General features: G+C 61.8%; 21 protein-coding genes. 8 read left to right on the forward strand and 13 right to left on the reverse strand.

What is annotated here, in order from left to right; translation table 11 throughout:
* Nucleotides 1-7: 7 nt before the first annotated feature.
* A complete protein-coding gene (leuS, locus tag HBO24_RS04055; RefSeq protein WP_170059335.1) occupies nucleotides 8-2,614 on the reverse strand; it encodes a leucine--tRNA ligase in 2,607 nt (868 codons plus the stop codon).
* A gap of 262 nt (nucleotides 2,615-2,876) precedes the next feature.
* Between leuS and HBO24_RS04060 the strand changes: the two genes are divergently transcribed.
* Nucleotides 2,877-3,194, forward strand: coding sequence for a hypothetical protein (locus tag HBO24_RS04060; RefSeq protein WP_057439011.1), 318 nt, complete (start codon nucleotides 2,877-2,879; stop codon nucleotides 3,192-3,194).
* Nucleotides 3,195-3,278: 84 nt separating this feature from the next.
* Nucleotides 3,279-4,040, forward strand: a complete 762-nt coding sequence (locus HBO24_RS04065) for a YdcF family protein (RefSeq protein ID WP_057439012.1) — start codon at nucleotides 3,279-3,281, stop codon at nucleotides 4,038-4,040.
* A 151-nt stretch (nucleotides 4,041-4,191) separates the two neighbouring features.
* On the opposite strand, the gene lnt is transcribed toward HBO24_RS04065, so the two are convergent.
* From lnt to miaB, 5 genes are all read right to left on the reverse strand, one after another.
* Entirely contained in the window at nucleotides 4,192-5,715 is a 1,524-nt protein-coding gene (gene lnt, locus HBO24_RS04070; protein ID WP_057960692.1) for an apolipoprotein N-acyltransferase, read from the reverse strand.
* 8 nt (nucleotides 5,716-5,723) lie between these two features.
* Complete coding sequence (locus HBO24_RS04075) at nucleotides 5,724-6,563, reverse strand: HlyC/CorC family transporter (RefSeq protein ID WP_005791724.1); 840 nt, start codon at nucleotides 6,561-6,563, stop codon at nucleotides 5,724-5,726.
* Between the two features lie 42 nt (nucleotides 6,564-6,605).
* A complete protein-coding gene (gene ybeY, locus HBO24_RS04080) occupies nucleotides 6,606-7,064 on the reverse strand; it encodes an rRNA maturation RNase YbeY (protein ID WP_057960691.1) in 459 nt (152 codons plus the stop codon).
* Nucleotides 7,057-8,061 (reverse strand): PhoH family protein, encoded by a 1,005-nt coding sequence (locus HBO24_RS04085; RefSeq protein ID WP_029292238.1) that lies wholly within the window; start codon nucleotides 8,059-8,061, stop codon nucleotides 7,057-7,059. The genes ybeY and HBO24_RS04085 overlap by 8 nt, the downstream gene beginning before the upstream one ends.
* 225 nt (nucleotides 8,062-8,286) lie before the next feature.
* The gene (gene miaB, locus HBO24_RS04090; RefSeq protein WP_057439015.1) at nucleotides 8,287-9,615 is read right to left on the reverse strand and encodes a tRNA (N6-isopentenyl adenosine(37)-C2)-methylthiotransferase MiaB; all 1,329 of its coding nucleotides are present in this window, start codon (nucleotides 9,613-9,615) and stop codon (nucleotides 8,287-8,289) included.
* Nucleotides 9,616-9,747: 132 nt separating this feature from the next.
* Here miaB and HBO24_RS04095 point away from each other — a divergent pair, with 132 nt between their 5' ends.
* Nucleotides 9,748-10,074: a DUF1820 family protein gene (locus tag HBO24_RS04095; RefSeq protein WP_003236992.1), complete on the forward strand. Its 327-nt coding sequence runs from the start codon at nucleotides 9,748-9,750 to the stop codon at nucleotides 10,072-10,074.
* A 118-nt stretch (nucleotides 10,075-10,192) separates the two neighbouring features.
* On the opposite strand, the gene HBO24_RS04100 is transcribed toward HBO24_RS04095, so the two are convergent.
* The 4 genes from HBO24_RS04100 to HBO24_RS04115 form a co-directional block, all read right to left on the reverse strand.
* The gene (locus HBO24_RS04100; RefSeq protein ID WP_057439017.1) at nucleotides 10,193-10,747 is read right to left on the reverse strand and encodes a tetratricopeptide repeat protein; all 555 of its coding nucleotides are present in this window, start codon (nucleotides 10,745-10,747) and stop codon (nucleotides 10,193-10,195) included.
* Between the two features lie 225 nt (nucleotides 10,748-10,972).
* Nucleotides 10,973-12,256: a glutamate-1-semialdehyde 2,1-aminomutase gene (gene hemL, locus HBO24_RS04105; RefSeq protein ID WP_170059336.1), complete on the reverse strand. Its 1,284-nt coding sequence runs from the start codon at nucleotides 12,254-12,256 to the stop codon at nucleotides 10,973-10,975.
* A gap of 17 nt (nucleotides 12,257-12,273) precedes the next feature.
* Nucleotides 12,274-12,897, reverse strand: a complete 624-nt coding sequence (gene thiE / locus HBO24_RS04110; protein WP_057439019.1) for a thiamine phosphate synthase — start codon at nucleotides 12,895-12,897, stop codon at nucleotides 12,274-12,276.
* An 18-nt stretch (nucleotides 12,898-12,915) separates the two neighbouring features.
* Nucleotides 12,916-13,713, reverse strand: a complete 798-nt coding sequence (locus tag HBO24_RS04115; protein WP_120734190.1) for a hydroxymethylpyrimidine/phosphomethylpyrimidine kinase — start codon at nucleotides 13,711-13,713, stop codon at nucleotides 12,916-12,918.
* Between the two features lie 287 nt (nucleotides 13,714-14,000).
* On the opposite strand from HBO24_RS04115, the gene HBO24_RS04120 reads away from it, so the two are divergent.
* From HBO24_RS04120 to HBO24_RS04135, 4 genes are all read left to right on the forward strand, one after another.
* On the forward strand, nucleotides 14,001-16,370 hold the full coding sequence (locus HBO24_RS04120) for a 7TM diverse intracellular signaling domain-containing protein (RefSeq protein WP_120734189.1): 2,370 nt from the start codon (nucleotides 14,001-14,003) through the stop codon (nucleotides 16,368-16,370).
* A gap of 88 nt (nucleotides 16,371-16,458) precedes the next feature.
* Nucleotides 16,459-18,108, forward strand: a complete 1,650-nt coding sequence (locus HBO24_RS04125) for an acyl-CoA dehydrogenase family protein (RefSeq protein WP_169959807.1) — start codon at nucleotides 16,459-16,461, stop codon at nucleotides 18,106-18,108.
* 208 nt (nucleotides 18,109-18,316) lie between these two features.
* Nucleotides 18,317-19,780: an AMP nucleosidase gene (gene amn, locus HBO24_RS04130; RefSeq protein ID WP_057960680.1), complete on the forward strand. Its 1,464-nt coding sequence runs from the start codon at nucleotides 18,317-18,319 to the stop codon at nucleotides 19,778-19,780.
* Between the two features lie 70 nt (nucleotides 19,781-19,850).
* Nucleotides 19,851-20,486 carry a pseudouridine synthase gene (locus tag HBO24_RS04135; protein WP_233092011.1) on the forward strand — a complete coding sequence of 212 codons (636 nt, stop codon included), beginning with the start codon at nucleotides 19,851-19,853 and terminating at the stop codon, nucleotides 20,484-20,486.
* Here the strand turns inward: HBO24_RS04135 and HBO24_RS04140 are convergent.
* Together HBO24_RS04140 and HBO24_RS04145 are read right to left on the reverse strand one after the other, a co-directional pair.
* Complete coding sequence (locus tag HBO24_RS04140; protein ID WP_057439039.1) at nucleotides 20,481-20,690, reverse strand: DUF2788 domain-containing protein; 210 nt, start codon at nucleotides 20,688-20,690, stop codon at nucleotides 20,481-20,483. The two genes, HBO24_RS04135 and HBO24_RS04140, sit on opposite strands and share 6 nt — an antisense overlap.
* A gap of 209 nt (nucleotides 20,691-20,899) precedes the next feature.
* The gene (locus HBO24_RS04145) at nucleotides 20,900-21,379 is read right to left on the reverse strand and encodes an Lrp/AsnC family transcriptional regulator (RefSeq protein ID WP_003176264.1); all 480 of its coding nucleotides are present in this window, start codon (nucleotides 21,377-21,379) and stop codon (nucleotides 20,900-20,902) included.
* A 417-nt stretch (nucleotides 21,380-21,796) separates the two neighbouring features.
* On the opposite strand from HBO24_RS04145, the gene HBO24_RS04150 reads away from it, so the two are divergent.
* Nucleotides 21,797-22,780, forward strand: coding sequence for a DUF6515 family protein (locus HBO24_RS04150; RefSeq protein WP_169959806.1), 984 nt, complete (start codon nucleotides 21,797-21,799; stop codon nucleotides 22,778-22,780).
* Here HBO24_RS04150 and HBO24_RS04155 read toward each other — a convergent pair.
* Nucleotides 22,777-23,670 (reverse strand): cation diffusion facilitator family transporter, encoded by an 894-nt coding sequence (locus tag HBO24_RS04155; protein ID WP_170059337.1) that lies wholly within the window; start codon nucleotides 23,668-23,670, stop codon nucleotides 22,777-22,779. The two genes, HBO24_RS04150 and HBO24_RS04155, sit on opposite strands and share 4 nt — an antisense overlap.
* Nucleotides 23,671-23,679 lie beyond the last annotated feature (9 nt).

Here is a 23,679-nt window from a genome sequence, read left to right on the forward strand (position 1 = left end):
GATCCGATTAGCTAGCGACGATATTGACCAGTTTACCGGGCACTACGATCACTTTGCGGATCGTCAGGCCTTCGGTGAAGCGCAGCACGTTCTCATTGCAGCGCGCAGCGGCTTCGACTTCTTCGCGGCTGGCGCTGGCAGGCATGTCGATCTGGCCGCGCAGTTTACCGTTGACCTGAATCACCAGTTGCAGCGTGTCCTGGACCAGGGCGCTGTCATCCGCGACCGGCCATGCAGCATCGATCACCGCGCCGCTGTGGCCCAACTGGCTCCACAGGTCGTGGCTGATGTGCGGGGTGATCGGCGCCAGCAGCAGGACGACTGCTTCCAGGCCTTCCTGCACCAGTGCACGGTCTTGTTCGGTAGCCTGCGGGGCTTTTTCCAGCACGTTCATCAGCGTCATCACCTGGGCGATGGCGGTGTTGAATTTATGGTGCTGGCCCACGTCCTGGCTGGCTTGCTTGATGGCCAGGTGGGTGCTGCGGCGAATGAGTTTCTGCTCGTCGCTCAACGACGCCACGTCCAGTTTGCCCGGCAAGCCCTGGCTGATATGGCCATGGGCCAGGCGCCAGACGCGCTTGAGGAAGCGGTGCGAACCTTCGACGCCAGAGTCCGACCATTCGGCGCTCATATCGGGCGGCGAGGCGAACATCATGAACAGGCGGCAGGTGTCGGCGCCGAACTGGTCGATCATCGACTGCGGGTCGACGCCGTTGTTCTTCGACTTGGCCATCTTCTCGGTACCGCCGATTTCCACCGGCAGGCCGTCGGATTTCAACTTGGCACTGATCACCTTGGCTTTGCTGTCACGCTCCAACTCGACGTCCGCCGGGTTGAACCAGGTGTAGGCGCCATTGGCTTCGCGGCGATAGTAAGTCTCGGCGATCACCATGCCCTGGGTCAGCAGGTTCTTGAACGGCTCGTCGGAGCTGACCAGGCCTTCGTCACGCATCAGCTTGTGGAAGAAGCGCGCGTACAGCAGGTGCAGGATCGCGTGTTCGATACCACCGATGTACTGATCCACCGGCAACCAGTGGTCGGCTGCGGATTTTTCCACCAGGCCGCCTTCATAGTGCGGCGAGGCGTAGCGGGCGTAGTACCACGAGGACTCGACGAAGGTGTCCATGGTGTCGGTTTCACGCTTGGCAGGCTGGCCGCATTTCGGGCAGCTGCACTCGTAGAACTCGGGCATGCGCGCCAGTGGCGAACCGGCGCCGTCCGGCACCACGTCTTCGGGCAGGACGACCGGCAGTTGGTCTTCCGGTACCGGCACGTCACCGCAGGTTTCGCAGTGGATGATCGGGATCGGGCAGCCCCAGTAGCGCTGGCGGCTGATGCCCCAGTCGCGCAGGCGGAACTGGGTACGCGAGGCGCCGAGTTTTTTCTTGATCAGGGCGACTTCAATGGCGTCGAAAGCGCCTACGAAGTCCCGGCCGTCGAACTCGCCGGAGTTGATCAGGGTACCGTGTTCGCCGTAGGCGTCTTGCCATGGGGCCGGGTTGGTATCACCGGAACTGGTACGCACCACAGACTTGATCGGCAGGTTGTACTTGGTGGCGAATTCGAAATCGCGCTCGTCGTGAGCGGGCACTGCCATTACTGCACCATCGCCGTAGTGCATCAGCACATAGTTGGCGACCCAAACCGGCAGTTTTTCACCGGTCAGTGGGTGCTCGACGAACAGCCCGGTCGGCAGGCCTTTTTTCTCCTGGGTGGCGACGTCGGCTTCAGCCACGCTGCCGCCTTTGCATTCGGCGATAAAGGCCTGCAGCTCAGGGTTGTTCTGTGCGGCTTGGGTGGCCAGCGGGTGTTCGGCGGCCACGGCGACGTAGGTCGCGCCCATCAGGGTGTCCGGACGGGTGGTGAAAACTTTCAGAGCGCCCGTTTCACCGATGGAATCGACGTTGTACGGGAACTGCACTTCCATGCCCTTGGACTTGCCGATCCAGTTGCGCTGCATGGTCTTGACCTGTTCAGGCCAGCCCGGCAGGTCGTCGAGGCTCGACAAGAGTTCATCGGCGTAGGCGGTGATCTTGAAGTAGTACATCGGGATTTCGCGCTTTTCGATCAGCGCGCCGGAACGCCAGCCACGGCCGTCGATCACTTGCTCGTTGGCGAGGACGGTCTGGTCGATCGGGTCCCAGTTCACGGTGCCGCTTTTTTTGTAGATCACGCCTTTTTCGAACAGGCGGGTGAACAGCCATTGTTCCCAGCGGTAGTAGTCCGGCTTGCAGGTGGTCACTTCGCGGGACCAGTCCACGGCCAGGCCCAGGCTGCGCAGCTGGGTCTTCATGTAGGCGATGTTCTCGTAGGTCCACTTGGCGGGCGCTACGTTGTTTTTCATCGCGGCGTTTTCCGCAGGCATGCCGAAGGCGTCCCAACCCATAGGTTGCAGGACGTTTTTGCCGAGCATGCGCTGGTAGCGGGAAATCACGTCGCCGATGGTGTAGTTACGCACGTGCCCCATGTGTAGTTTGCCGCTGGGGTAAGGGAACATGGATAGGCAGTAGTAAGTCTCCTTGCCTGGCTGTTCACTGACTTCAAAGGACTTTTGCTCGTCCCAGAAAGTTTGGGCGGCATTTTCTATTTCACGGGGCTGATATTGTTCGTGCATGGCTACTTTTGAACTGAATAGGGGTGGCCTAATCCTCTTCGGTGCATTGTCCGGGTTGAGCGACACCAAAAAGCGGCGCGTCCGTGCCCAAACCCTGCGGGAAGTGGAGTTACAGGAAGCGCCGTAGCATACATGACCCCACTCTATCGAGGGAAACCCTGATTGCGCCGCGCAGGCCGTTGGTCGCGGCGCGCGGTTGGTTGCGTCAGCGCAGCTACGCTGTTTATTGGGGAGTGAGACTTATCTTTAATGAGGTGAGGGGATGGTTGATTCGCAGCGAATGAGAACGAAACCGGAAGTGTATGAAGGACTGATCGACCGCTTGGGTCGAGCACTGGACGCAGCAAGAACCGCAGGCCGATTGCGTGACGAACGGCCTGATGAGCTGGAACTGCGAGGCTTGAGCCCTGCAGAGTTTGAAGTGATCAAGGCCTACCTGGACTTGAACGCGCGCCCGATCCCGCAATGGGTGGCTCCTGTGCCAGCCAGGGAAGCGGTGCGATCGTCCAAGGTGGTATGGCTCAAGGACTTGTCCGCCGGCCGCAGCCCGGAAAAGCTGCGGTCAGTGCGATTCAAGTAACCTGATCAGCGTTATCCACCGCTGGTAAAGATTGTCGCTAAACCCCGTTACACCTTAGGCTTCGGGCATCTTTGGAGATGCTCGATGCCTATTCGTTATTTCATCAAACAATTATTGCTGCCGCCCGGCATTCTCTTGCTGCTGCTGGCCCTTGCCTGGTGGTTTCGCCGCACCCGTCCACGCTTGGCCGGCGTGTGCTTTGCCCTGGGGTTTGGCGGGATGTGGCTGATCAGCTTGCCGGTGATGGTGGAGTGGGGCGCACGCGCCTTGGAAACCGAGCCGCCATTGGCCGTGGAAGACTGGGCCAGCCTGGCAGAACGGGCCGATGCCATTGTGGTGCTGGGCTCGGGCCGCGAGCGCGGTGATCCGGCCTGGGGCGCCGATCAGCCGACCGGTATCGGCCTGGAGCGCCAGCGCTACGCGGCGCGATTGGCCAAGGCGTCCGGGCTGCCGGTGCTGACCAGCGGCGGCCTGCACTACGGCACGCCGCCCAGCGAGGCGCAGTTGATGGCAGTGTCGATGCAGCAAGACTTTGGCGTGGCCGTGCGCTGGAAGGAAGAGCGCAGCCGCACCACCTGGGAAAATGCGCAAATGAGTGCCGAGATCCTGTTGCCCCAGGGCGTCAAGCGCGTGGTAGTCGTGACCCAGGCCTGGCATATGCCGCGTTCAGTGTGGAGCTTCGAGAAGGCCGGCTTTACCGTGGTGCCGGCACCGGTCGGCTTCCTGGGGGTGGACAATGCCCGGCCACTGGGTGGCTGGATGCCGGAATTCAAGTCGATCTGGCAGAGCGGGCAGTTGATCAATGAGGCGGTGGGGCAGGTAGGTTACCGCCTGTTCTATCGTTAACGCCGCAAATCAACATGTGGGGCTTGTGTGGGAGCGGGCTTGCCCGCGATGGCGGTGGGTCAGTCACTAAAAATGCTGACTGATACACCTCCATCGCGGGCAAGCCCGCTCCCACAAAAAGCCCGCTGCCACATTGGGGCTTGGGTGTCTGTCAGACGGTCTTGGCCATGCGCCCGGCCAGCAGGGCCCAGCCAAACAGCCCCAGGCACAGGATGATCAGCGGCCACGAACGCCATTGCAGGTACGGCGTCAGGTTGTGCATCGGTACGACCTCGCCGTAGAGAATGCCGCGCTCGAACTGCGGGATCTGCTCGGTAATCTGCCCGAATGGGTTGATCAGGCCGGTCACGCCGTTGTTGGTGGCACGGATCATCCAGCGGCCGGCTTCCAGGGCGCGCATCTGGGCCATTTGCAGGTGCTGCAAGGGGCCGATGGAGGTGCCGAACCAGGTGTCATTGCTGATGGTCAGCAGTAAGTCGCTGCGGGCGGCGAGGCCGGCGGCGAACTCCGGATAGACCACTTCGTAGCAGATATACGGCGCGATCTGATAACCCTTGGCTTGCAGCATGGCCTGGTCCTCAGGCCCGCGGGCGAAGTCCGACATCGGCAGGTCGAAGAACGCGATCAGCCCGCGCAATACATCCTGCAGCGGTACGTACTCGCCAAAGGGCACCAGCTTCTGCTTCAAATAGGTGCCATCGCCTTGACCGACCACGGTGATGCCATTGAAGTAGCGCTTCTCATGGCGTACTTCCTGGCGGATCGGCACGCCGGTGATCATCGCCGCGTTCCGGTCGGCAGCGAATTTGCCCATCATCCCCAGGTAGCCCTCGACGGACTCCTTGAGCACCGGCACGGCGGTTTCCGGCCAGATCAGCAGGTCCACGCGCTTGGAGGCAAAACTCATGTCGCGGTACAGCGCCAGTTGCGCGTTGAGCTGGGCCGGGTCCCACTTCATGCTCTGCTCGACATTGCCCTGGATCGCCGCGACGGTCAGCGGTTCACCGGCGGGGCTGGTCCAGGCGTAGTGCTTGAGCCCCAGGCCAATGGCCCAGGGCGCAACCAGCAGCACCAGGCCTGCGCCGATAAACGCGTTGCGCCTGGCTGCCAGCAAACGCGGCAGGTTGACGAGCAGTGCCGCGCTCAAGGCCAGGGCAAACGAAATCAGCCACACCCCGCCCAGCGGCGCGAGCCCGGCCAGCGGGCCGTCGAGTTGACTGTAACCGGAGTACAACCAAGGGAAACCGGTGAGGAACCAGCCGCGAAACGCTTCCTGGCCCACCCATAGCGCGGCAAACGCCAGGGCATCGGCCAGCGGCGCTTCGTTACGGCGCAGCCAGCGCGCCCAGAGCCAGGCGGGCAGGGCAAAGAACAGCGCAATCGCGGCGGTGAACGCGAGCATCAACAGCCCGGCCAGCAACACCGACGCGCCGCCAAAGTGATGGATGCTGTAGTAGATCCAACTGGTGCCCGCGCCAAACAGGCCAAAGCCGAAACACCAGCCACGCCCGAAGGCCTGGCGGGGTGTCAGTTGGCGCATCCCGGCATAGAACACCCCGACCGCCACCAGCGCCAGCGGCCATATATCGAACGGCGCCAGCGCCAGGGTGGTGATAGCACCGGCCACCACGGCCAGCAGGTTACCGGGCCAGCCGGGTGCGGTGAGACGGCGCATATCAGTCCTTAGCGGGCAATAGGTGTCAGGCGGATCAGGTGGATGCGACGGCTATCGGCATTCAGGATGCGGAAGCGATAGGCGCCGATCTCGGTGGTTTCGTTACGCTTGGGCAAGTGACCAAACGCACTCATCACCAGGCCACCGACAGTGTCGAACTCATCGTCGGAGAATTCGCTGTCGAAGAACTCGTTGAAGTTCTCGATCGGCGTCAGCGCCTTGACCAGGAAGTCACCGCTGGGCAGCGGCTTGATGTAGCTGTCTTCTTCAACGTCGTGTTCGTCTTCGATATCGCCGACGATCTGTTCCAGCACGTCTTCGATGGTCACCAGGCCGGCGACACCGCCGTATTCGTCAATGACGATGGCCATGTGATTGTGGTTGGCGCGGAACTCGCGCAGCAGCACATTCAGGCGCTTGGATTCAGGCACGAAGGTCGCAGGACGCAGCAGGTCCTTGATGTTGAAGCTGTCGCCGTTCTCCTTGAGGATCAGCGGCAGCAGGTCCTTGGCCAGCAGGACACCCATGACGTCGTCATGGCTTTCGCCGATCACCGGGTAGCGCGAGTGCGCCGAGTCGATCACGGCCGGGAGGAATTCCCGTGGGGTCTGAGTCGCCTTGATGCTGATCATCTGCGAGCGCGGGACCATGATGTCCCGAACCTGCAGGTCAGCCACCTGGATGGCGCCTTCGACGATGGCCAGCGCTTCGCTGTCCAGCAACTTGTTCTGATGGGCCTCGCGCAGCAGCTCCAGCAGCTCCTGGCGGTTTTTCGGCTCGTGGGCAAAAGCCTGGGTCAGTTTACCCAGCCATGACTTTTGCCCGTTGCTCGATCGGTCTTCGCTCATAGCGATTACTCTAAATCCTTGATTGTTTCAGTTGAGTGTCGATTAGTGTTCGTCGTCTGCATAGGGGTCAGGATGACCCAACTCTGCAAGCAACGTTCGTTCCAGTGCTTCCATTTCTTCGGCTTCTTCATCATCTATATGGTCGTAACCCAACAGATGCAAGCAGCCGTGCATGACCAAGTGGGCCCAGTGGGCCTCCAGGGCCTTGCCTTGCTCCTTTGCCTCGCGCTCCACCACCGCGACGCAGATCACCAGGTCACCCAGCAGCGGGATATCCAGCAGTTCATCCGGCACATCGGCGGGGAACGACAGCACATTGGTCGCGTAGTCTTTCTGGCGCCAGGTGTGATTCAGCTCGCGGCCTTCAGGTTCGTCCACCAGACGGATGGTCAGTTCCGAGTCGGCGCTGCGCTGGCGCAGGGCCAGTGTGCACCATTGGCGGAACTGTTCTTCGCTGGGGGCTGGCGCTTCAGTGGCCAGTTGCAGATCAAGCTCAAGCATCGCGGCGGTTGTCCTTCGACAGCCCGTCGTCGCGGTGTTCGAAGCGCTCGTAGGCCTCGACAATGCGCTGCACCAGCGGGTGACGCACCACATCCTTGGGCATGAAGTGGGTAAAGCTGATCCCCGGCACGTCCTTGAGCACCTCGATCACCTGGCCCAGGCCCGACTTGGTGCCCTTGGGCAGGTCGACCTGGGTGATATCGCCAGTGATCACGGCGGTGGAGCCGAAACCGATACGGGTCAGGAACATCTTCATCTGCTCGACCGTGGTGTTCTGGCTTTCGTCGAGGATGATGAAGCTGTTGTTCAACGTGCGACCGCGCATATAAGCCAGCGGGGCGATCTCGATCACCTGGCGCTCGATCAGCTTGGCCACGTATTCGAAGCCAAGCATTTCATACAGTGCGTCGTACAGCGGGCGCAGGTACGGGTCGATCTTCTGGGCCAGGTCGCCGGGCAGAAAGCCCAGTTTCTCGCCAGCTTCCACCGCCGGGCGCACCAACAGGATGCGTCGCACCTGTTCGCGCTCCAGGGCGTCTACCGCACAGGCCACGGCCAGGTAGGTCTTGCCGGTACCGGCCGGGCCGATGCCGAAGTTGATGTCGTTGCCGAGGATTTCTTTGACATAGCGCTGCTGATTCAAGCCGCGCGGGCGAATCATGCCTTTTTTGGTACGCAGCGCCACGCTGGCTTCGGCCACCGGGTTATTGGCCAGGTCTTCCACGGCGGATTCCTGCAGGTACAGGTGCACGGTTTCCGGCGACAGCTCGCTACCCTTGGTTTCGCGGTAGAGGCGACGCAGCAGGTTTTCTGCAGACGTGGTGTGCTGGGGTTCGCCAATCAGCTCGAATTGATTGCCGCGGTTGCGGATCTCGATGCTCAGGCGTTGTTCGATCAGGCGCAGGTGCTCGTCGAACTGTCCGCACAGATTGGCGAAACGACGAGCCTCAAACGGCTCGAGGAGGAAACGATGGGGTTCTGCTATGGGTGCGTTCAAGGTTGCTTTTAGCCGCCCTTTGGCTGTTTAGGTGAAATAGAGGATAACGCCAGCCGCCGGTGTGCGAAAGCACTTAAGTTATCGGAATGCTGCGCGGTTCCCATGTGGGGGCGGGCTTGCTCGCGAAGGCGGTGTGTCAGTCAATGCATCTGTCACTGATCCACTGCCATCGCGAGCAAGCCCGCTCCCACATTTTGATCTCCACCAGTCAGGAGTATTGATGGGTTACTGGATCAGTGAGCCGCGCAGCGAGTGCGGTTGCGCCGCGTCGATGTGCACGTCGGCGAACTGGCCGATCAGCGTCGGGTTGTCGCAACGGAAATTGACGATCCGGTTGTTCTCGGTACGTCCCTGCAACTCGCCCGGGTCTTTCTTCGAGTAATCGGTGACCAGGATGCGCTGGGTCGAGCCGACCATTTGTCGGCTGATCTCGAAACCTTGCTGGTTGAGGCGATGCTGCAAGGCGTTGAGGCGCTCCTTTTTCAGCTCCTCCGGGGTTTCGTCGACCAGGTCGGCAGCCGGTGTGCCGGGGCGCTGGCTGTAGACGAAGGAGTAGGAGAAGTCGAAACCGACGTCTTCAATCAGCTTCATGGTCTGCTGGAAGTCCTTCTCGGTCTCGCCAGGGAAACCAACGATAAAGTCCGAACTGATGCAGATGCCCGGCACGGCGGCGCGCAGTTTGCGCAGCTTGGACTTGTACTCCAGGGCCGTGTGGTTGCGCTTCATCGCCGAGAGGATGCGGTCCGAGCCCGATTGCACCGGCAAATGCAGGTGCTTGACCAGCTCCGGCACTTCGGCGTGGGCCTGGATCAGGCTGTCGGAGAACTCCAGCGGGTGCGAGGTGGTGTAGCGAATCCGCTCGATACCGTCTACCGCCGCGACCACGCGAATCAGCTCGGCCAGGTCCGCCAGGCGCCCATCGTGGGTCTGGCCGCGATAGCCGTTGACGTTCTGCCCCAGCAGGGTCACTTCACGCACGCCGTTTTCGGCCAGGTGGATGATTTCCGCCAGCACATCGTCGAACGGTCGGCTGACTTCTTCGCCCCGGGTATAAGGCACCACGCAGAAGGTGCAGTACTTGCTGCAACCTTCCATCACTGACACATAGGCGCTCGGGCCGTCGATGCGTGGCTCGGGCAGGTGGTCGAACTTTTCGATTTCCGGAAACGAGACGTCCACCTGCGGCAACTTGGTGATACGCGCAGCGTCGATCATTTCCGGCAGGCGGTGCAGGGTCTGCGGGCCGAAGACCACGTCGACATAGGGCGCGCGGTCGCGAATGGCCGCGCCTTCCTGGCTGGCCACGCAACCACCGACGGCGATCACCATGTCCGGGTTGGCCAGTTTCAGTTCACGCCAGCGGCCCAGCTGCGAGTAGACCCGATCCTGGGCCCGTTCGCGGATCGAGCAGGTATTGAGCAGGATCACGTCGGCATCTTCGGCGCGAGCCGTGACTTCCAGGGCCTGATGTTCACCCAGCAGATCGACCATGCGCGAGCTGTCGTACTCGTTCATCTGGCAACCGTGGGTTTCGATGTAAAGCTTCTTGGCCATGGGAATCGTCAACTGGTGGTAAAGAACCGCGCATTATAGGGGGCATGCCCATTGGTTCCTAGCACTGTGCATCGGGTGCCATGCTATAGTTCGCGCCCTCATTTATATCCGCCGATGTGCTGCCCGCCCCCCATGACCAAACGTGAAGCTCCAATCTACAAGGTGATTTTCCTTAACCAGGGCCAGGTGTTCGAAATGTACGCCAAACAGATCTATCAAAGTGATCTGTGGGGCTTCCTGGAAGTGGAAGAGTTCGTCTTTGGCGAGCGCACGCAGCTGGTCGTCGATCCGGGCGAGGAAAAGCTCAAGGCCCAGTTCGAAGGCGTGGTGCGCAGTTTTGTGCCGATGCATTCGATTGTGCGCATCGACGAAGTCGAGCGCCTGGGCACGCCCAAGATCAGCGAGGCGCGGGGTGTGAGCAATGTCATGCCGTTTCCGATGCCGATGCCTGAGAAGTAGGCTTTTAGACCGCGTCACGCCCATCGCAGGCAAGCCAGCTCCCACATTTGAATGTGTTCACAAATCAAAATGTGGGAGCTGGCTTGCCTGCGATGACGTCAGAAGGGTTTAGATAACCTCAAGGCAGCGGCGAAAAGGGCGAGCGCCCATCCGCACTCTGCAATTCCTGCAGGTAATTGCGGAAAATCTGCCCCAGCACCTGGGTCGCCACTTCCAGCTCGTCGCGCTGCATGTGCTCGGCCACTTCGTCAGCGGTGTCGAGCGCATCTTCGGCGCCGTTGACCGCCGCCATCTTCAGCACGATATATGCCTGCACGTTGTTGGCCGGCACGCCTTCGCCATGGAAGAACATGCTGCCCAGCTTGAATTGCGCCTGGGCATGGCCTTGCAGAGAGGCTTTTTCGAAGAAGCTCAAGGCTTTGTTCAGGTCGCGGGCAGGGTTTTTGTCGTCGTAGAAGAATTCGCCCAACTCGTATTGCGCCTGCGCATCCCCGCCATCGGCCAGGGTTTGGCAGGCGCTCAGCGCCTCGGCCTGGCTGTCGGACTGAGTATTGAGGGTGCAACGACCCATCGCTGGGATCAACAACGAGTTGCCGCCCGCTTGTGCATGTGCAAGCAGCGGTTGAAGGAGCAACAGGCAGCCCAGAACCAGGGTGCGGCCGGTGCGTTTCATGGGAATCGACTTACCTCTGACGGGGCGCGTGGAGCCACGTGGGGATCCAATAAGCGCGCATTATGAAATAAGCAGGCCTCTGCTTACAAAGTCTTTACTCGTTTTTCTGCTGCGTGGGCAAGTTATCTGCCGGATTGCAGGTGTTTTCTCGAAAAAACGAGGAAATTTCTGTAAGCAAGGTAACAAATCTGACGCCGCCAGGGGCGACGTCAGGTTATGGCTGTCTTATTTCAGTGCGGCGAAGGCGCGCTCGGCAGCATCCAGGGTCAGTTTCAGCTCGGCGTCGCCATGGGCGATGGAGGTGAAGCCGGCTTCAAAGGCACTTGGTGCCAGGTACACGCCACCTTCGAGCATCAGGTGGAAGAAACGCTTGAATAGGTTGGCATTGCTGCCCATCACATCGTCAAAGGTCACGATGTCGTCGGCACCGCTGAAATACAGGCCGAACATGCCACCGGCCTGGGTCGTGACGAACGGGATACCCGCTGCATCGGCGCGTTGTTGCAGGCCGTCCAGCAAACGCGTGGTGTAGTCGCTCAGCTCGGCATGGAAGCCAGGGCGGCTGATCAGGCGCAGGGTGGTCAGGCCGGCGGCCATGGCCAGCGGGTTACCGGACAGGGTGCCGGCCTGGTAGACCGGGCCCAGCGGCGCGATGTGCTGCATGATCTCGCGCTTGCCGCCGAAGCAGCCTACCGGCATGCCGCCGCCGATGATTTTGCCGAAGGTGCTCAGGTCCGGCGTTACGCCGTAGTGAGCCTGGGCGCCGCCGAGGGCAACGCGAAAGCCGGTCATCACTTCGTCGAAGATCAATACCACACCGTGTTTATCGCACTGCTCACGCAAGCCTTCGAGGAACCCCGGGGCCGGCGGTACACAGTTCATGTTGCCCGCCACCGGCTCGACGATGATGCACGCCACCTCCTGACCGACTTCGCTGAGCATTTGCTCGACGGCGCCGATGTCGTTGAACGGCAAGGTCAGGGTGTGCTTGGCAAACGCAGCTGGCACACCAGCCGAACTCGGAACGCCCTGGGTCAGCAGGCCGGAGCCGGCCTTGACCAGCAGGCTGTCGGAGTGGCCGTGGTAGCAGCCTTCGAACTTGATGATGCTGTCGCGGCCGGTGAACCCACGGGCCAGGCGAATCGCGCTCATGGTCGCTTCGGTGCCGGAGCTGACCATGCGCACCATCTCCATCGACGGCACGATCGAGCACACCAGGTCGGCCATTTCGGTTTCCATGGCAGTGGGCGCGCCGTAGGACAGGCCGTGTTCCAACTGCTTGCGTACTGCGTCCAGCACGTCGGGGTGGCTGTGGCCGAGGATCATCGGGCCCCAGGAACCCACGTAGTCCACATAGCGCTTGTCATCTTCGTCGGTGACGTAGGCGCCTTCGGCGTGCTTGAAGAACAACGGCGTGCCGCCGACGCTCTTGAACGCACGCACGGGGGAGTTCACACCGCCGGGGATGTGTTTCTGGGCATTGGCAAACAACGTTTCGGAACGAGACATGGGCAGGCTCTCTGAATTCAGGATTTGAGGAGTTCGTTGAAGGCGCGGGCGCGGCGCGTCACGTCCTGGGGGCTGTCGGCACCGAACAGGCCGTGGACCACTGCCAGCAGGTCGGCACCGTGCTCCACCAGGGGCGCGGCGTTTTCCAGGGTGATGCCGCCGATCACGCAGATCGGCACCTGCAGGCGCGCGCGGGCCTGGGCCAGCATTTCAACGGTGGCTGCGGGTGCACCGGGTTTGGTCGTGGAGTTGAAGAAGCGGCCAAAGGCAACATAGCTGGCACCTTCGCGCGCAGCCTGTTCGGCCAGTTCGATCTGACTGTGGCAGGTGGAGCCGATAATGGCATTGCGCCCGAGTAACGCCCGGGCCGGGGTCAGCGGGCCGTCGGTCTGCCCCAGGTGAACGCCGACGCCCAGGCGCGCGGCCAGTTCGGCATCGTCATTGATGATCAGGTGGGTCTTGTAGCGCGAGCACAGTTCACGCAGAGCCTCGGCTTCGCGCAGGCGACGGGCCTCGTCGCTGCTCTTGTCGCGGTATTGCAGCAAGGTCACGCCGCCTTCCAGCGCGGCCTCGACGTAGGACAGGAACTTACCGGCCAATAGTTGGCTGTCGGTAATGGCGTACAGGCCACGTAGTTTCATCGAGCAGGCCCCTTGATATTACGAACAGAAATCCAATGGCAGGCGACGCGGCACAAATTGCCCCTGGCCCAGTTGTTCGGCGTCCCGCAGGGTGCGCCAGGTGTAATTGAGTGCCGACTCCACGGCGCTGGCCAGGCTTTGACCCTGGGCCAGGCGGCCGGCCAGGGCGCTGGCCAGAGTGCAACCGGAGCCGTGATAGCTGCCGGGCAGGCGCTGGCAGGTAAACGTGTGGCGTGTGCCGTCGCGGCTGTAGAGGCGATTGTGCACCTCATGCTCGTCGCCATGGCCGCCGGTGATCAACAGGTGCTTGATAAACGGCAGCAGTTTCTCGGCGCATTCATCCGCCGTGCCGTTGGGCAGTTCGGCGAGGATGCGCGCCTCAGGCAGGTTGGGCGTGGCAATCAGCGACAAGGGCAACAGCCGCTCGCGCATCGCATAGCCGACCTCGTCCTTGCCCAGGCTACCGCCGCCGCCGGCGCGCAGCACCGGGTCGCAGACCACCGGCAGGTGCGGGTGCTGCTGGAGCAGTTCGACCACGGTATCGACCATCACCGTGGACCCGAGCATGCCCAGCTTGACCGCCGCGACTTCGGAGTCACCGAGCACGGCGTTGGCCTGGGCCAATACCCACTCGCGGTCGAGCACGCGGAAATCGCTGACATTCACGGTGTTCTGCACGGTCAGCGCGGTCACGGCCGGGGCCGCATGACAGCCTTGGGCGAGCAGGGCTTCGATATCTGCCTGCAAGCCGGCGCCACCACTGGGATCATGGCCGGAGAGACAGAGGACAACGGGGCGAGAGCTGTAGATATTCATGGTGCGCGAGCTTACCACCAAACGCTTTTTGCGTGGCTGTCGGGCAGTGCTGGTATTTGACGCCGAAACACACTGGTAAATGGCTATAAGCCATCATTCATTTCCAGCAATTAGTGCGCTGAAAGGCCCGGTCTAGAGCCTTTCAAAAAATTATTTCAATGGTGTCTTTTGGCCTTTACCGGCTATGCTAGAGTGGATCCAAACAACTTAAATGTATCGCCGGTGTACGTCATCTCAAAAGGAATGGGGGGCTTTTGACATAACCGGACAGGCCACGCTGGGGCTCTATGCGCTATTTGCTGATGTTTCTCTTGTGCGGGCTGCCGATGCTGGCCGGCGCCGTCGAGTTCAATGAAACCACCCGAAGTCTTCCCCTGGGCCGGGTCATGCAAGTACTCGAAGATCCAAGCGGCAATCTCACCATCGCCGAGGCCCGTTCAGCGGCACTCGCCAGTCGCTACACCCCGCACGATAAAGACACCCTGAATGCCGGCTACTCGCGCTCCGCGTTCTGGCTCAAGGTCGACCTGCATTACCTGCCCAAGGATCCCGACGCCCTGCGCACCTGGCTGCTGGAGCTGGCCTATCCGCCCCTTGATCATCTTGAGTTGTACCTGCCCGAGGGTGACGGCGACTATCGCCTGGCCGGGCGCACCGGGGATGCATTGCCCTTTGCCAGCCGTGAGATTCGCCAGAACAATTACCTGTTCACCGTCGACTTCAGTGCGGGCGAGCAGAAAACCCTCTATCTGCGCCTGCAAAGCGAGGGTTCGATCCAGGCGCCGCTGACCCTGTGGTCGAGCACCGCCTACCTGGAAGATCAGCCGCTGCGCCTGTATGTGCTGGGCCTGATCTACGGTGTGCTGCTGGGCATGCTGGTGTACAACCTGTTTATCTACCTCAGCGTGCGCGATACCAGCTACCTCTATTACATCCTCTATATCGCCTCGTTCGGCATGTACCAGCTCTCGGTGAATGGCGCGGCCGTGGAGTATTTCTGGCCCGACAACCCCTGGTGGGCGAATGCGGCGACGCCGTTCCTGATCGGCGCCTCCGCGTTGTTCGGCAGCCTGTTTGCCCGCAGCTTCCTGCACACTGCCCTCTACAGCCGCTGGCTGGACCGGGTGCTGCTGGTGCTGGTGGGGACGGGGGCGGTGGTGATGGTGTTGTCGCTGATGACCAGCTACGCCCTGGCCCTGCGCCTGGCGACCGCGCTGGCCCTGGTTTTCACCGTGACCATCTTTGTCGCCGGGATCAAGGCCTGGTGCTGTGGCCAGCGTGTGGCGCGGTATTTCATCATCGCCTGGTCGGCGTTCCTGATCGGCGGGGTGATCAACACGCTGATGGTGCTGGGCTACCTGCCCAATGTGTTTCTCACCATGTACTCCAGTCAGATTGGCTCGGCCATTGAAGTCGCCTTGTTGTCCCTGGCCCTGGCCGACCGGATCAACGCGATGCGCGAACAGCAGGCGCAAATCCTGTTTGATGCCAGCCAGAAACTGGAAGTGCTCAACCAGCAACTGGCCCACAGCAATCAGTTGAAAGACGAATTCCTCGCGACCCTGACCCATGAACTGCGCACCCCGATGAACGGGGTGATTGGGTCGTTGGAACTGATGCAGACCGAGCCTCTGGCCGGCGACCTGGCGCAGTACCAGCAAACCGCCGCCGGCTCTGCGCGGGACATGATGCGCATGGTCAATGGCATCCTCACCCTCACCGAGCTGCAAGCCGGTCGCCTCAGTGTGCAACCGCAGGTGTTCAGCCTGCGCGGGGTACTTGATACCTTGCGTCAGCAGTTCCTGGGCAATGCCCAGAGCAAGGGGTTGGCGTTCTCCATCGACGTGGCGAGTGAGTTGCCGGATCGCCTGGACGGCGATGCAGGCAAACTGATGCAGTGCCTGGAATGCCTGCTGGATAACGCCTTCAAGTTCACCCACGACGGTGCGGTGCGCGTGCGCGTAGTGGGCCTGCCCCAGGCGGATGGCCATTTGCATCTGACGTTTATTGTTAGCGACTCCGGGATTGGCTTTGCGCAACTGGATGAGGCGACCCTGTATCAGCGCTTCTTCCAGGTGGACGGCTCGACCACCCGCGAATATGGCGGCCTGGGCATTGGCCTGGCGATCTGCCGGCAGTTGATCGAGTTGCTCGGCGGGCGCCTGACCCATCATTCCGAACCGCGCAAGGGCAGCCGATTCCAGCTGGAGGTGGCCGTTATCGCGGTGCCGCCGGAGCCGGCCCGGGCCGTGGACCTGCACCGCGCGCCACAAGACTGCACGGTATTGCTGGTGGAGGACAACTGCGTCACCCAGTTGGTCTTGCGTGGCATGTTGCTCAAGCTCGGTTACCGGGTGAAAGTCGCGGACAGTGGCCCCACGGCCCTGGCGATGCTGCAGGAGGGGGCGTTTGATGCGGTGTTGCTGGATGTGCCCGAAGATGGCTTCTCCCTGTGCTGCCAGATCCGGGCCTTGCCAGGGTGCGGCGAGCTGCCGGTGATCGCCCTGAGCGACGCCCTGCAAGGCAGCGCCCGCCAGCATTGTCACGGCGTCGGCCCGACCGAGCAGTTGCTCAAGCCGGTGCGTTTCGAGCTGTTGCAAGCCGTGTTGCAGCGCCGCCTGCTGTGCCCGCTAGAGGGTGAAAGCGCCGGCAGTTAGGCGCTTATGCCACTTTTTTAAGCGCAGTGACGATGCTTAACTGAATTCAAGGCCTCAATCAACGCGGCCTTTTATCAGGAGGCCCGTCATGAATCTGCACCAGTTCGCCGAAACCCACGACGTTACCAACCAGCCACCGTCACTCGATGGCGCCAATTTGTATCGCCTCGACCTGCCCTTGCAGGAGTGGTCGCGGCGCTTTGGGGCAGGCTGGGCAGAGGCTCGCATCGACGCCTACGGCGCCTTGGCGGGTGGACCGCTGATGGCGGCGGGGTTCCTGGCGAATCAGAACAAGCCGGTGTTCAACAGCCATGATCGCTATGGTCACCGCATTGATCTGGTGGAGTTTCATCCGGCCTATCACGAACTGATGCGCACCGCCGTCGAGCATGGCCTGCCTTCGCTGCCCTGGGCCCATCCCCAGGCGGGTGCCCATGTCGCCCGCGCGGCCATGACCTACCTGCATAGCCAGGCCGAAGCTGGCACGGGGTGCCCGCTGACCATGACCTTCGCCTGCGTGCCGGCCCTGCGCCTGCAGCCGGATCTGGCTGACACCTGGCTGCCGAAAATCCTCAACACTGAATACGACCCGCGCAATGTCGGCATCGCCCATAAAACCGGCGCAACCATCGGCATGGCCATGACCGAGAAACAGGGCGGCACCGATGTCCGGGCCAATACCACCCGCGCCTGCCCCTTGGGCGCCGGCGGCCCAGGCCAACCCTATGAGCTGGTGGGCCATAAGTGGTTCTGTTCGGCGCCGATGTGCGACGCCTTCCTGACCCTGGCCCAGACTGACAAGGGTTTGACCTGTTTCCTACTGCCCCGGCAGCGCCCGGACGATACGCGTAACCAGTTCTATATCCAGCGCCTGAAAAACAAGCTCGGCAACTGCTCCAACGCCTCCAGCGAAGTCGAATTCCGCGGCGCCCTGGCGTGGATGGTCGGCGAAGAAGGCCGTGGCGTACCGACCATTATCGAGATGGTGGCCATGACCCGTTTCGACTGCATGGTTGGCTCCAGTTCCTTGATGCGTCAGGCGCTGACCCAGGCCAGCCATCATTGCGCCCATCGTTTGGTTGGTGGCCGCGTGCTCAGTGAACAGCCGTTGATGCAGAACGTGCTGGCGGACCTGGCCCTGGAAAGCGAAGCGGCCCTGGCCTTGAGCCTGCGCATGGGCCGGGCGCTGGACCATCTGGCCGATGAGCAGGAAGCCAAGTTCGCGCGGCTGGTGACGGCGGTGGGCAAGTATTGGATCTGCAAGCGTGCGCCGGCGATGATCAACGAAGCCGCCGAATGCATGGGCGGCGCCGGCTATGTCGAGGACAGCATCCTGCCGCGCCTGTACCGTGAGGCGCCGGTCAATTCGACGTGGGAAGGTTCCGGCAACGTGCAATGCCTGGACGTGCTGCGGGCCTTGTCGAAAGAGCCCGGTGTGCTGGAGACATTGTTTGTCGAACTGGGCGATGGGCATGGCGATAAACGCCTGGCCCGACATATCGAGCAATTGAAGTCGGCGTTTATGGACACCCAGGATATCCAGTACCGGGCGCGGCAGTTGACCGAGGATATTGCTGTGGCCCTGCAGGCAAAATTGCTGCTGGAGGCGGGCAATGCCAGTGTCAGCGATGGGTTTATAGCCAGCCGCTTGGGCGAATCGTCGGGGCGGGTATATGGCACCTTGCCACGAGGTGTGGATGTGCAGGCCATCGTCGCCCGCTCAACTCCGTCTCTCTGAATAAACCCGGTAAAAAATGTGGGAGCTGGCTTGCCTGCGATAGCGGTGGGTCAGCTACCTCTATATTGGCTGATCCGCCGCCATCGCAGGCAAGTCAGCTCCCACAGCGGTTGCATTGATCTTCAGTGGGCATTCCAATTCAGAGTTTGCGTCTGGCAGCGATGCAGGCAAGATGACCTCCTGCATGTAAGAAAACAGGAAGCCTACCGTGACCGAAGCTTTTGTTGTCGTTCAAACCGCCGAAGAGGCCGTGGACCGGCTGGCGGCTCTGCATGAGCGTGCTACCGGAGCGCTCAACCAGGCCCTCAAGCAATACCTCAAGGATCGCGTCGAGCCCGACGCCGCACAGCGTGCTTTGTTTCGCTATCCGGAACTGCGCCTGACCTACCACTGCCACGGCGAAGTCCCACAGACCACCCGCGCGTATGCCAAGGTGCAGTTGCCGGGCACTTACAGCGTCACCGTCACCCATCCGTCAGCGTTTCGCAAATACCTGCTGGAACAACTGGTGCCGCTGATGCACGACTTCACCGTGACGGTGGAAGTGGGCGTCAGCCAGCAGAACATCCCTTATCCGTACGTGGTCGAGCAGGGTGATGAACTGGCCGGCTCCGGTGTAACGGCCGCGACCCTGGCACGGGTGTTCCCCAGCACCGACCTGTCTGCCGCCACCGATGGCATCGCCGATGGCCTGTATGACTGGGAAAACACCGACCCACTGCCCCTGGCACTGTTCGATGCGGCCCGCGTGGACTTTTCCCTGCGCCGCCTGGTGCACTACACCGGCAGCGACTGGCGCCATGTGCAGCCGTGGATTCTGCTGACCAACTACCACCGCTATGTCGACCAGTTCATCGTCCATGGCCTGGAACAGTTGCGCAGCGACCCACGCTTTATCCGCATGGTGTTGCCGGGCAATGTGATCATCGAAAAAGGCATGGACCATGGCGAAGCGTCTGCCATTGCCGCAGGCGTGGTCTGGCACCGTTATCAGATGCCGGCCTACCACTTGCAGGCCAGTGACGGCCACGGCGTGACCCTGGTCAACATCGGTGTCGGCCCGTCCAACGCCAAGAACATCACCGACCACCTGGCGGTGCTGCGTCCCCATTGCTGGCTGATGATTGGCCACTGTGGTGGCCTGCGCCAATCCCAGACCATCGGCGACTACGTGCTGGCCCACGCTTATATGCGGCGCGACGGCATTCTCGACCGCGTGGTGCCGCCGAACATTCCGATCCCGGCCCTGGCCGAAGTGCAGATGGCATTGCAACAAGCGGCGGCTAACGTCACGGGCGAGAAGGGCGAGCAACTGAAAAAGCGCCTGCGCACCGGTACCGTGTTGACCTACGACGATCGCAACTGGGAACTGCGCTGGGCCCAGGAGCGACCGCTGATCAACCTGTCCCGCGCCGTGGCCGTGGATATGGAGAGCGGCACCATCGCCGCGCAAGGCTACCGTTTGCGGGTGCCTTACGGCACATTGCTGTGCGTGTCGGATAAGCCGTTGCACAGTGAAATCAAGTTGCCAGGTTCGGCCAACGCGTTCTATGAACGGGCTGTGAGCCAGCACTTGAAGATCGGTATCGAGGCGGTGGACTTGTTGCGCACCGAGCTCAACTCGTTGCACTCGCGCAAACTGCGCAGCTTTGACGAGCCGCCGTTCCGCTAAATAGCGGGGTGGTTATTTAACGGTCAGGCCACTAGCATGGTCGGTCCTGACCGTTAGATGTTCCATTGCCATGTCCCGTCCTGCCCGCCCTGACTCGCGCCGCCCTGGCGTGAAACCTCCCCATGCCGCTGCTCGCCGTGTCGCCAAGGCACCGCCGGCCGAGCCGAAGCTGATCCTGTTCAATAAACCTTTTGATGTGCTGACCCAGTTCAGTGACGAAGGCGGTCGCGCCACGCTCAAGGATTTTATTGATATCCCGGGCATCTACCCGGCTGGGCGCCTGGACCGGGACAGTGAAGGCCTGCTGCTGCTGACCAACGATGGCCAGTTACAGGCGCGGATTGCCGACCCCAAGCACAAACTGGCGAAAACCTATTGGGTGCAGGTAGAGGGCGAGCCCACCGAGGAGCATCTGCAACGTCTGCGCACCGGTGTGGAGTTGAACGATGGCATGACCTTGCCGGCTGAAGCCCGGCGACTGGACGAGCCGGCACTCTGGCCCCGCAACCCGCCGGTACGTTTTCGTAAAAACATCCCGACCTATTGGCTGGAGCTGGTGATTCGCGAGGGGCGCAACCGTCAGGTACGGCGCATGACCGCCGCCGTAGGCTTGCCGACCTTGCGTCTGGTGCGGGTGAAAATCGGCGACTGGTCGATTGAAGGCCTGGGCCAAGGCCAGTACCGCGAAGTGCCGGCGCGCTTATAAAGCCCCGGACTCGATCAGGCCGATCACCACGCTCTTGATGATAAACGCGGCCACGCCCAGGCCCAGCACGAAGAACAGAATCAGCGAGCCAAAGCGCCCGGCCTTGGATTTCTTCGCCAGGTCCCAGACGATAAAGCCCATGAAAATGATCAGGATGGTGACCAGGCCGGTCATCATCCATTCTTCAAACAGCACGGGGTCAATCGAATTCATTGGGCAGTTTCCGACAAAGGCAGGCGCGGAGTATAAGGCAAGGGGGCAGGTTCAAAGTTGACCTGCGTCGGTGCGTCGCACCCTGATGTCATTGCCTGAACATGGGCAAAAAGTGGCAGCTGGCTTGCCTGCGATAGCGGTGTGCCTGCAAGACCGCTATCGCGGGCAAGCCCGCTCCCACATGGGATGGGTGGGGCGTCTTAGGTCCGCAGGTGAGTCAACGGCAACTCCGTGCTGTTGAGCACCTGGTTCAGCACAAAGCTGGAGCGCACGCTGGTCACGCCCTCAATCCGGGTCAGGTGCCCCAGCAGCAGTTTTTGATAGTGATCCATATCCGGCACCACCACCTTCAGCTGATAGTCGGCATCCATCCCGGTGACCAGGCTGCATTCCAGCACTTGCGGCAAGGTGCGGATCGCCGCTTCAAAGTTCTCGAAACGTTCGGGCGTGTGTCGGTCCATGCCGATCAACACGTAGGCCGTGAGGCTCAGGCCAAGCATCTTGCGGTCGAGCAGGGCGACCTGGCGTGAGATGTAGCCGTCGTCCTCCAATTGCTTGACCCGGCGTGAGCAGGGTGACGGTGACAGGCCGATCCGCTCGGCCAGCTCCTGGTTGGAGATCCTCGCGTCGCGCTGTAATTCCGCCAAAATACTCAGGTCGTATCGGTCAAGTTTGCTCATGGGGCTGGCCTTTGTCGTAACTATTGCTGCGAATTATCTATCCAGGGTTAAAAATTGCGCAAGCACTGTTTATTGACGCAATCTTCGCAATCATCTGTCGGGCCCTCACGCCTATGATTACCAACAGAATCACTGCCCGGACATAGAGTCCACAGCAGCCCGCCCAATCAGGCCGGCTGCGGCCCGCCAACCCCACCGGGTTGTGCCGGCCCCCGGGCTGCACACTGTCCACAAGACGGCGTGAGGTGAGCCAACGTCATAAGCGTTGAGCCAGGACGAAGTTCTCAAGGGGCGACCGACGGGTCGCCCCTTTTCTTTTGCCGGCGAAAATTGTGCTGGTGACTGATAACCTGTCGCAGAACCGGGCCCGGCTTTTCCAGTCTCATGCACAGGCCCTAATCCGCAGTGAGGAATAGCATGAAGCGCATCTGGCGTTTGGCAGGTGTAGGTGTGTTGATGGTCACCTTGGGCACGCAGGTGATGGCCGACGAACGAGACAACGCACCCCGCCAGGGGCAAGGCCCGCAGGGCGGTGGTGGACCGCGTGAGCGGGGGCCGGAACACAGCCAGCCGCGCCCGCAAAACCAACCGGTAGAGCGCGCCGGCCAGAACGGCCAGTGGCAGGCTCGCCCTCAAGGTAATGAAGCGCCGCGCCCGGCACCGCAGGCGGGGAGCAATCTGCCGATCCAGGGCCGGCCCGATTCCGTGGGCCAGACCCAGGAGCCGCGCCAGGGCAACTACCGTGACATTCCCCGGCGCAATGATGGCAACCAGCATTGGCAAACCGGTGGCCCTGGCTCGCGGCCTGGCTACAACGGCCACCCCAATGATAACCGCTGGCCAGGCCGCCCCGACGGCCATGGCAACGGCTGGGGCCCCGGCCCGCAGTATCGGCCCGGCTACACGGTGGACCGCTTCCCCGACCGCAATTACCGTGTGCCCTATCGCGGCCAGGATTACTTTTTCTCGGGCGGCTATTGGTACCGGCCCCAGGGCCCGCGCTATGTTGTGGTCACGCCGCCCTATGGGATCCGCGTGCATTACCTGCCGGACTATGCGCGTGAAGTGTGGGTCGGCAGTGCGCTGTTTTTTCTCGCCGCTGGCGCCTATTACAGCTACGAGACCAGCACCCAGCAGTACGTGGTGGTGCAACCGCCGGTGGCCATGCCGCCGCAGCCGACGCCCCAGGGCAACGGGTATGACGTAGTGGCCTATCCCGCCAATGGCCAATCTCCCGCCCAGGTGCAGCAGGACGGTTACGATTGCTATCGCTGGGCGGTGCAGCAAAGTGGCTTCGACCCCCAGACCGTCACCTACGCGCCTGCGCCGGCGGTGGTGCAAACCTACCGCCAGGCCCAGGGCAACTGCCTGAGCAGTCGCGGGTACCAGGTGACCTACTAGGCCTTGCTGCCCGTGACCACTTCCTGCGGGTCGGCGTGCACCAGCACCTCGGCCCGTGGGTAGGCCTGATGGATGGCATCGGCGGCCTGGTCGCTGATGCCATGGGCTACCGACAAGCTCAACTCCCCCGGCAACTCCAGATGCAACTGCACAAACCAGTGGTTGCCGGAAATCCGCGTGCGCAAATCATGGGCACCCAGTACGCCGGGCACGCTACAGGCCAGTTCCAGCATGTGCTGGCTGACGTCTGCCGGCAGTTCTTCGTCCATCAGCACGGCAAAGCTTTCCCGGGCGATCTGGATCGCGCTCCACAAGATGTACAGGGCGATCGCCAGGCCAAACCAGGCATCGACATGATGCCAGCCGAAGGCCGCCAGCACCAGCGCCAATAGAATGCTGCCATTGAGCAGCAAGTCGGAACGGTAGTGCAGCGAGTCGGCGCGCACCGCGTTCGAGCCGGTTTCGCGGATCACCCGGTGTTGCACGGCCAGCAGCGCCACGGTCAGCACCAGCGACATCACAATCACTGCAATACTCAGCCAGGGCGCGCCCACGGGTTCCGGGTGCAGCAGGCGTTGGTACGCCTGGAAGGCGATCAATACCGCGCTGCCGGCGATAAACAGCGCCTGGGCCATGCCCGCCAGGGATTCCGCCTTGCCATGGCCGTAGCGGTGATCATCATCCGCCGGGCGCAGCGCGTAGTGCACCGCCAGCAGGTTGAGCAGTGACGTCACGCCGTCGAGCAGCGAATCGGTCAGCCCGGCCAACATGCTCACCGAACCACTGAACCACCAGGCGATGGCTTTGCCGATAATCAGAATGCTGGCCACGCCGACCGAGGCGCGGGTGGCCAGGCGCAATAGCCGGGCGTGTTCGGTGCTGGTGTTCATGGGGCAATC

Origin of the sequence: Pseudomonas sp. WS 5410 (assembly GCF_012985645.1) — a bacterium.
GTDB classification, from domain to species: domain Bacteria; phylum Pseudomonadota; class Gammaproteobacteria; order Pseudomonadales; family Pseudomonadaceae; genus Aquipseudomonas; species Aquipseudomonas shahriarae.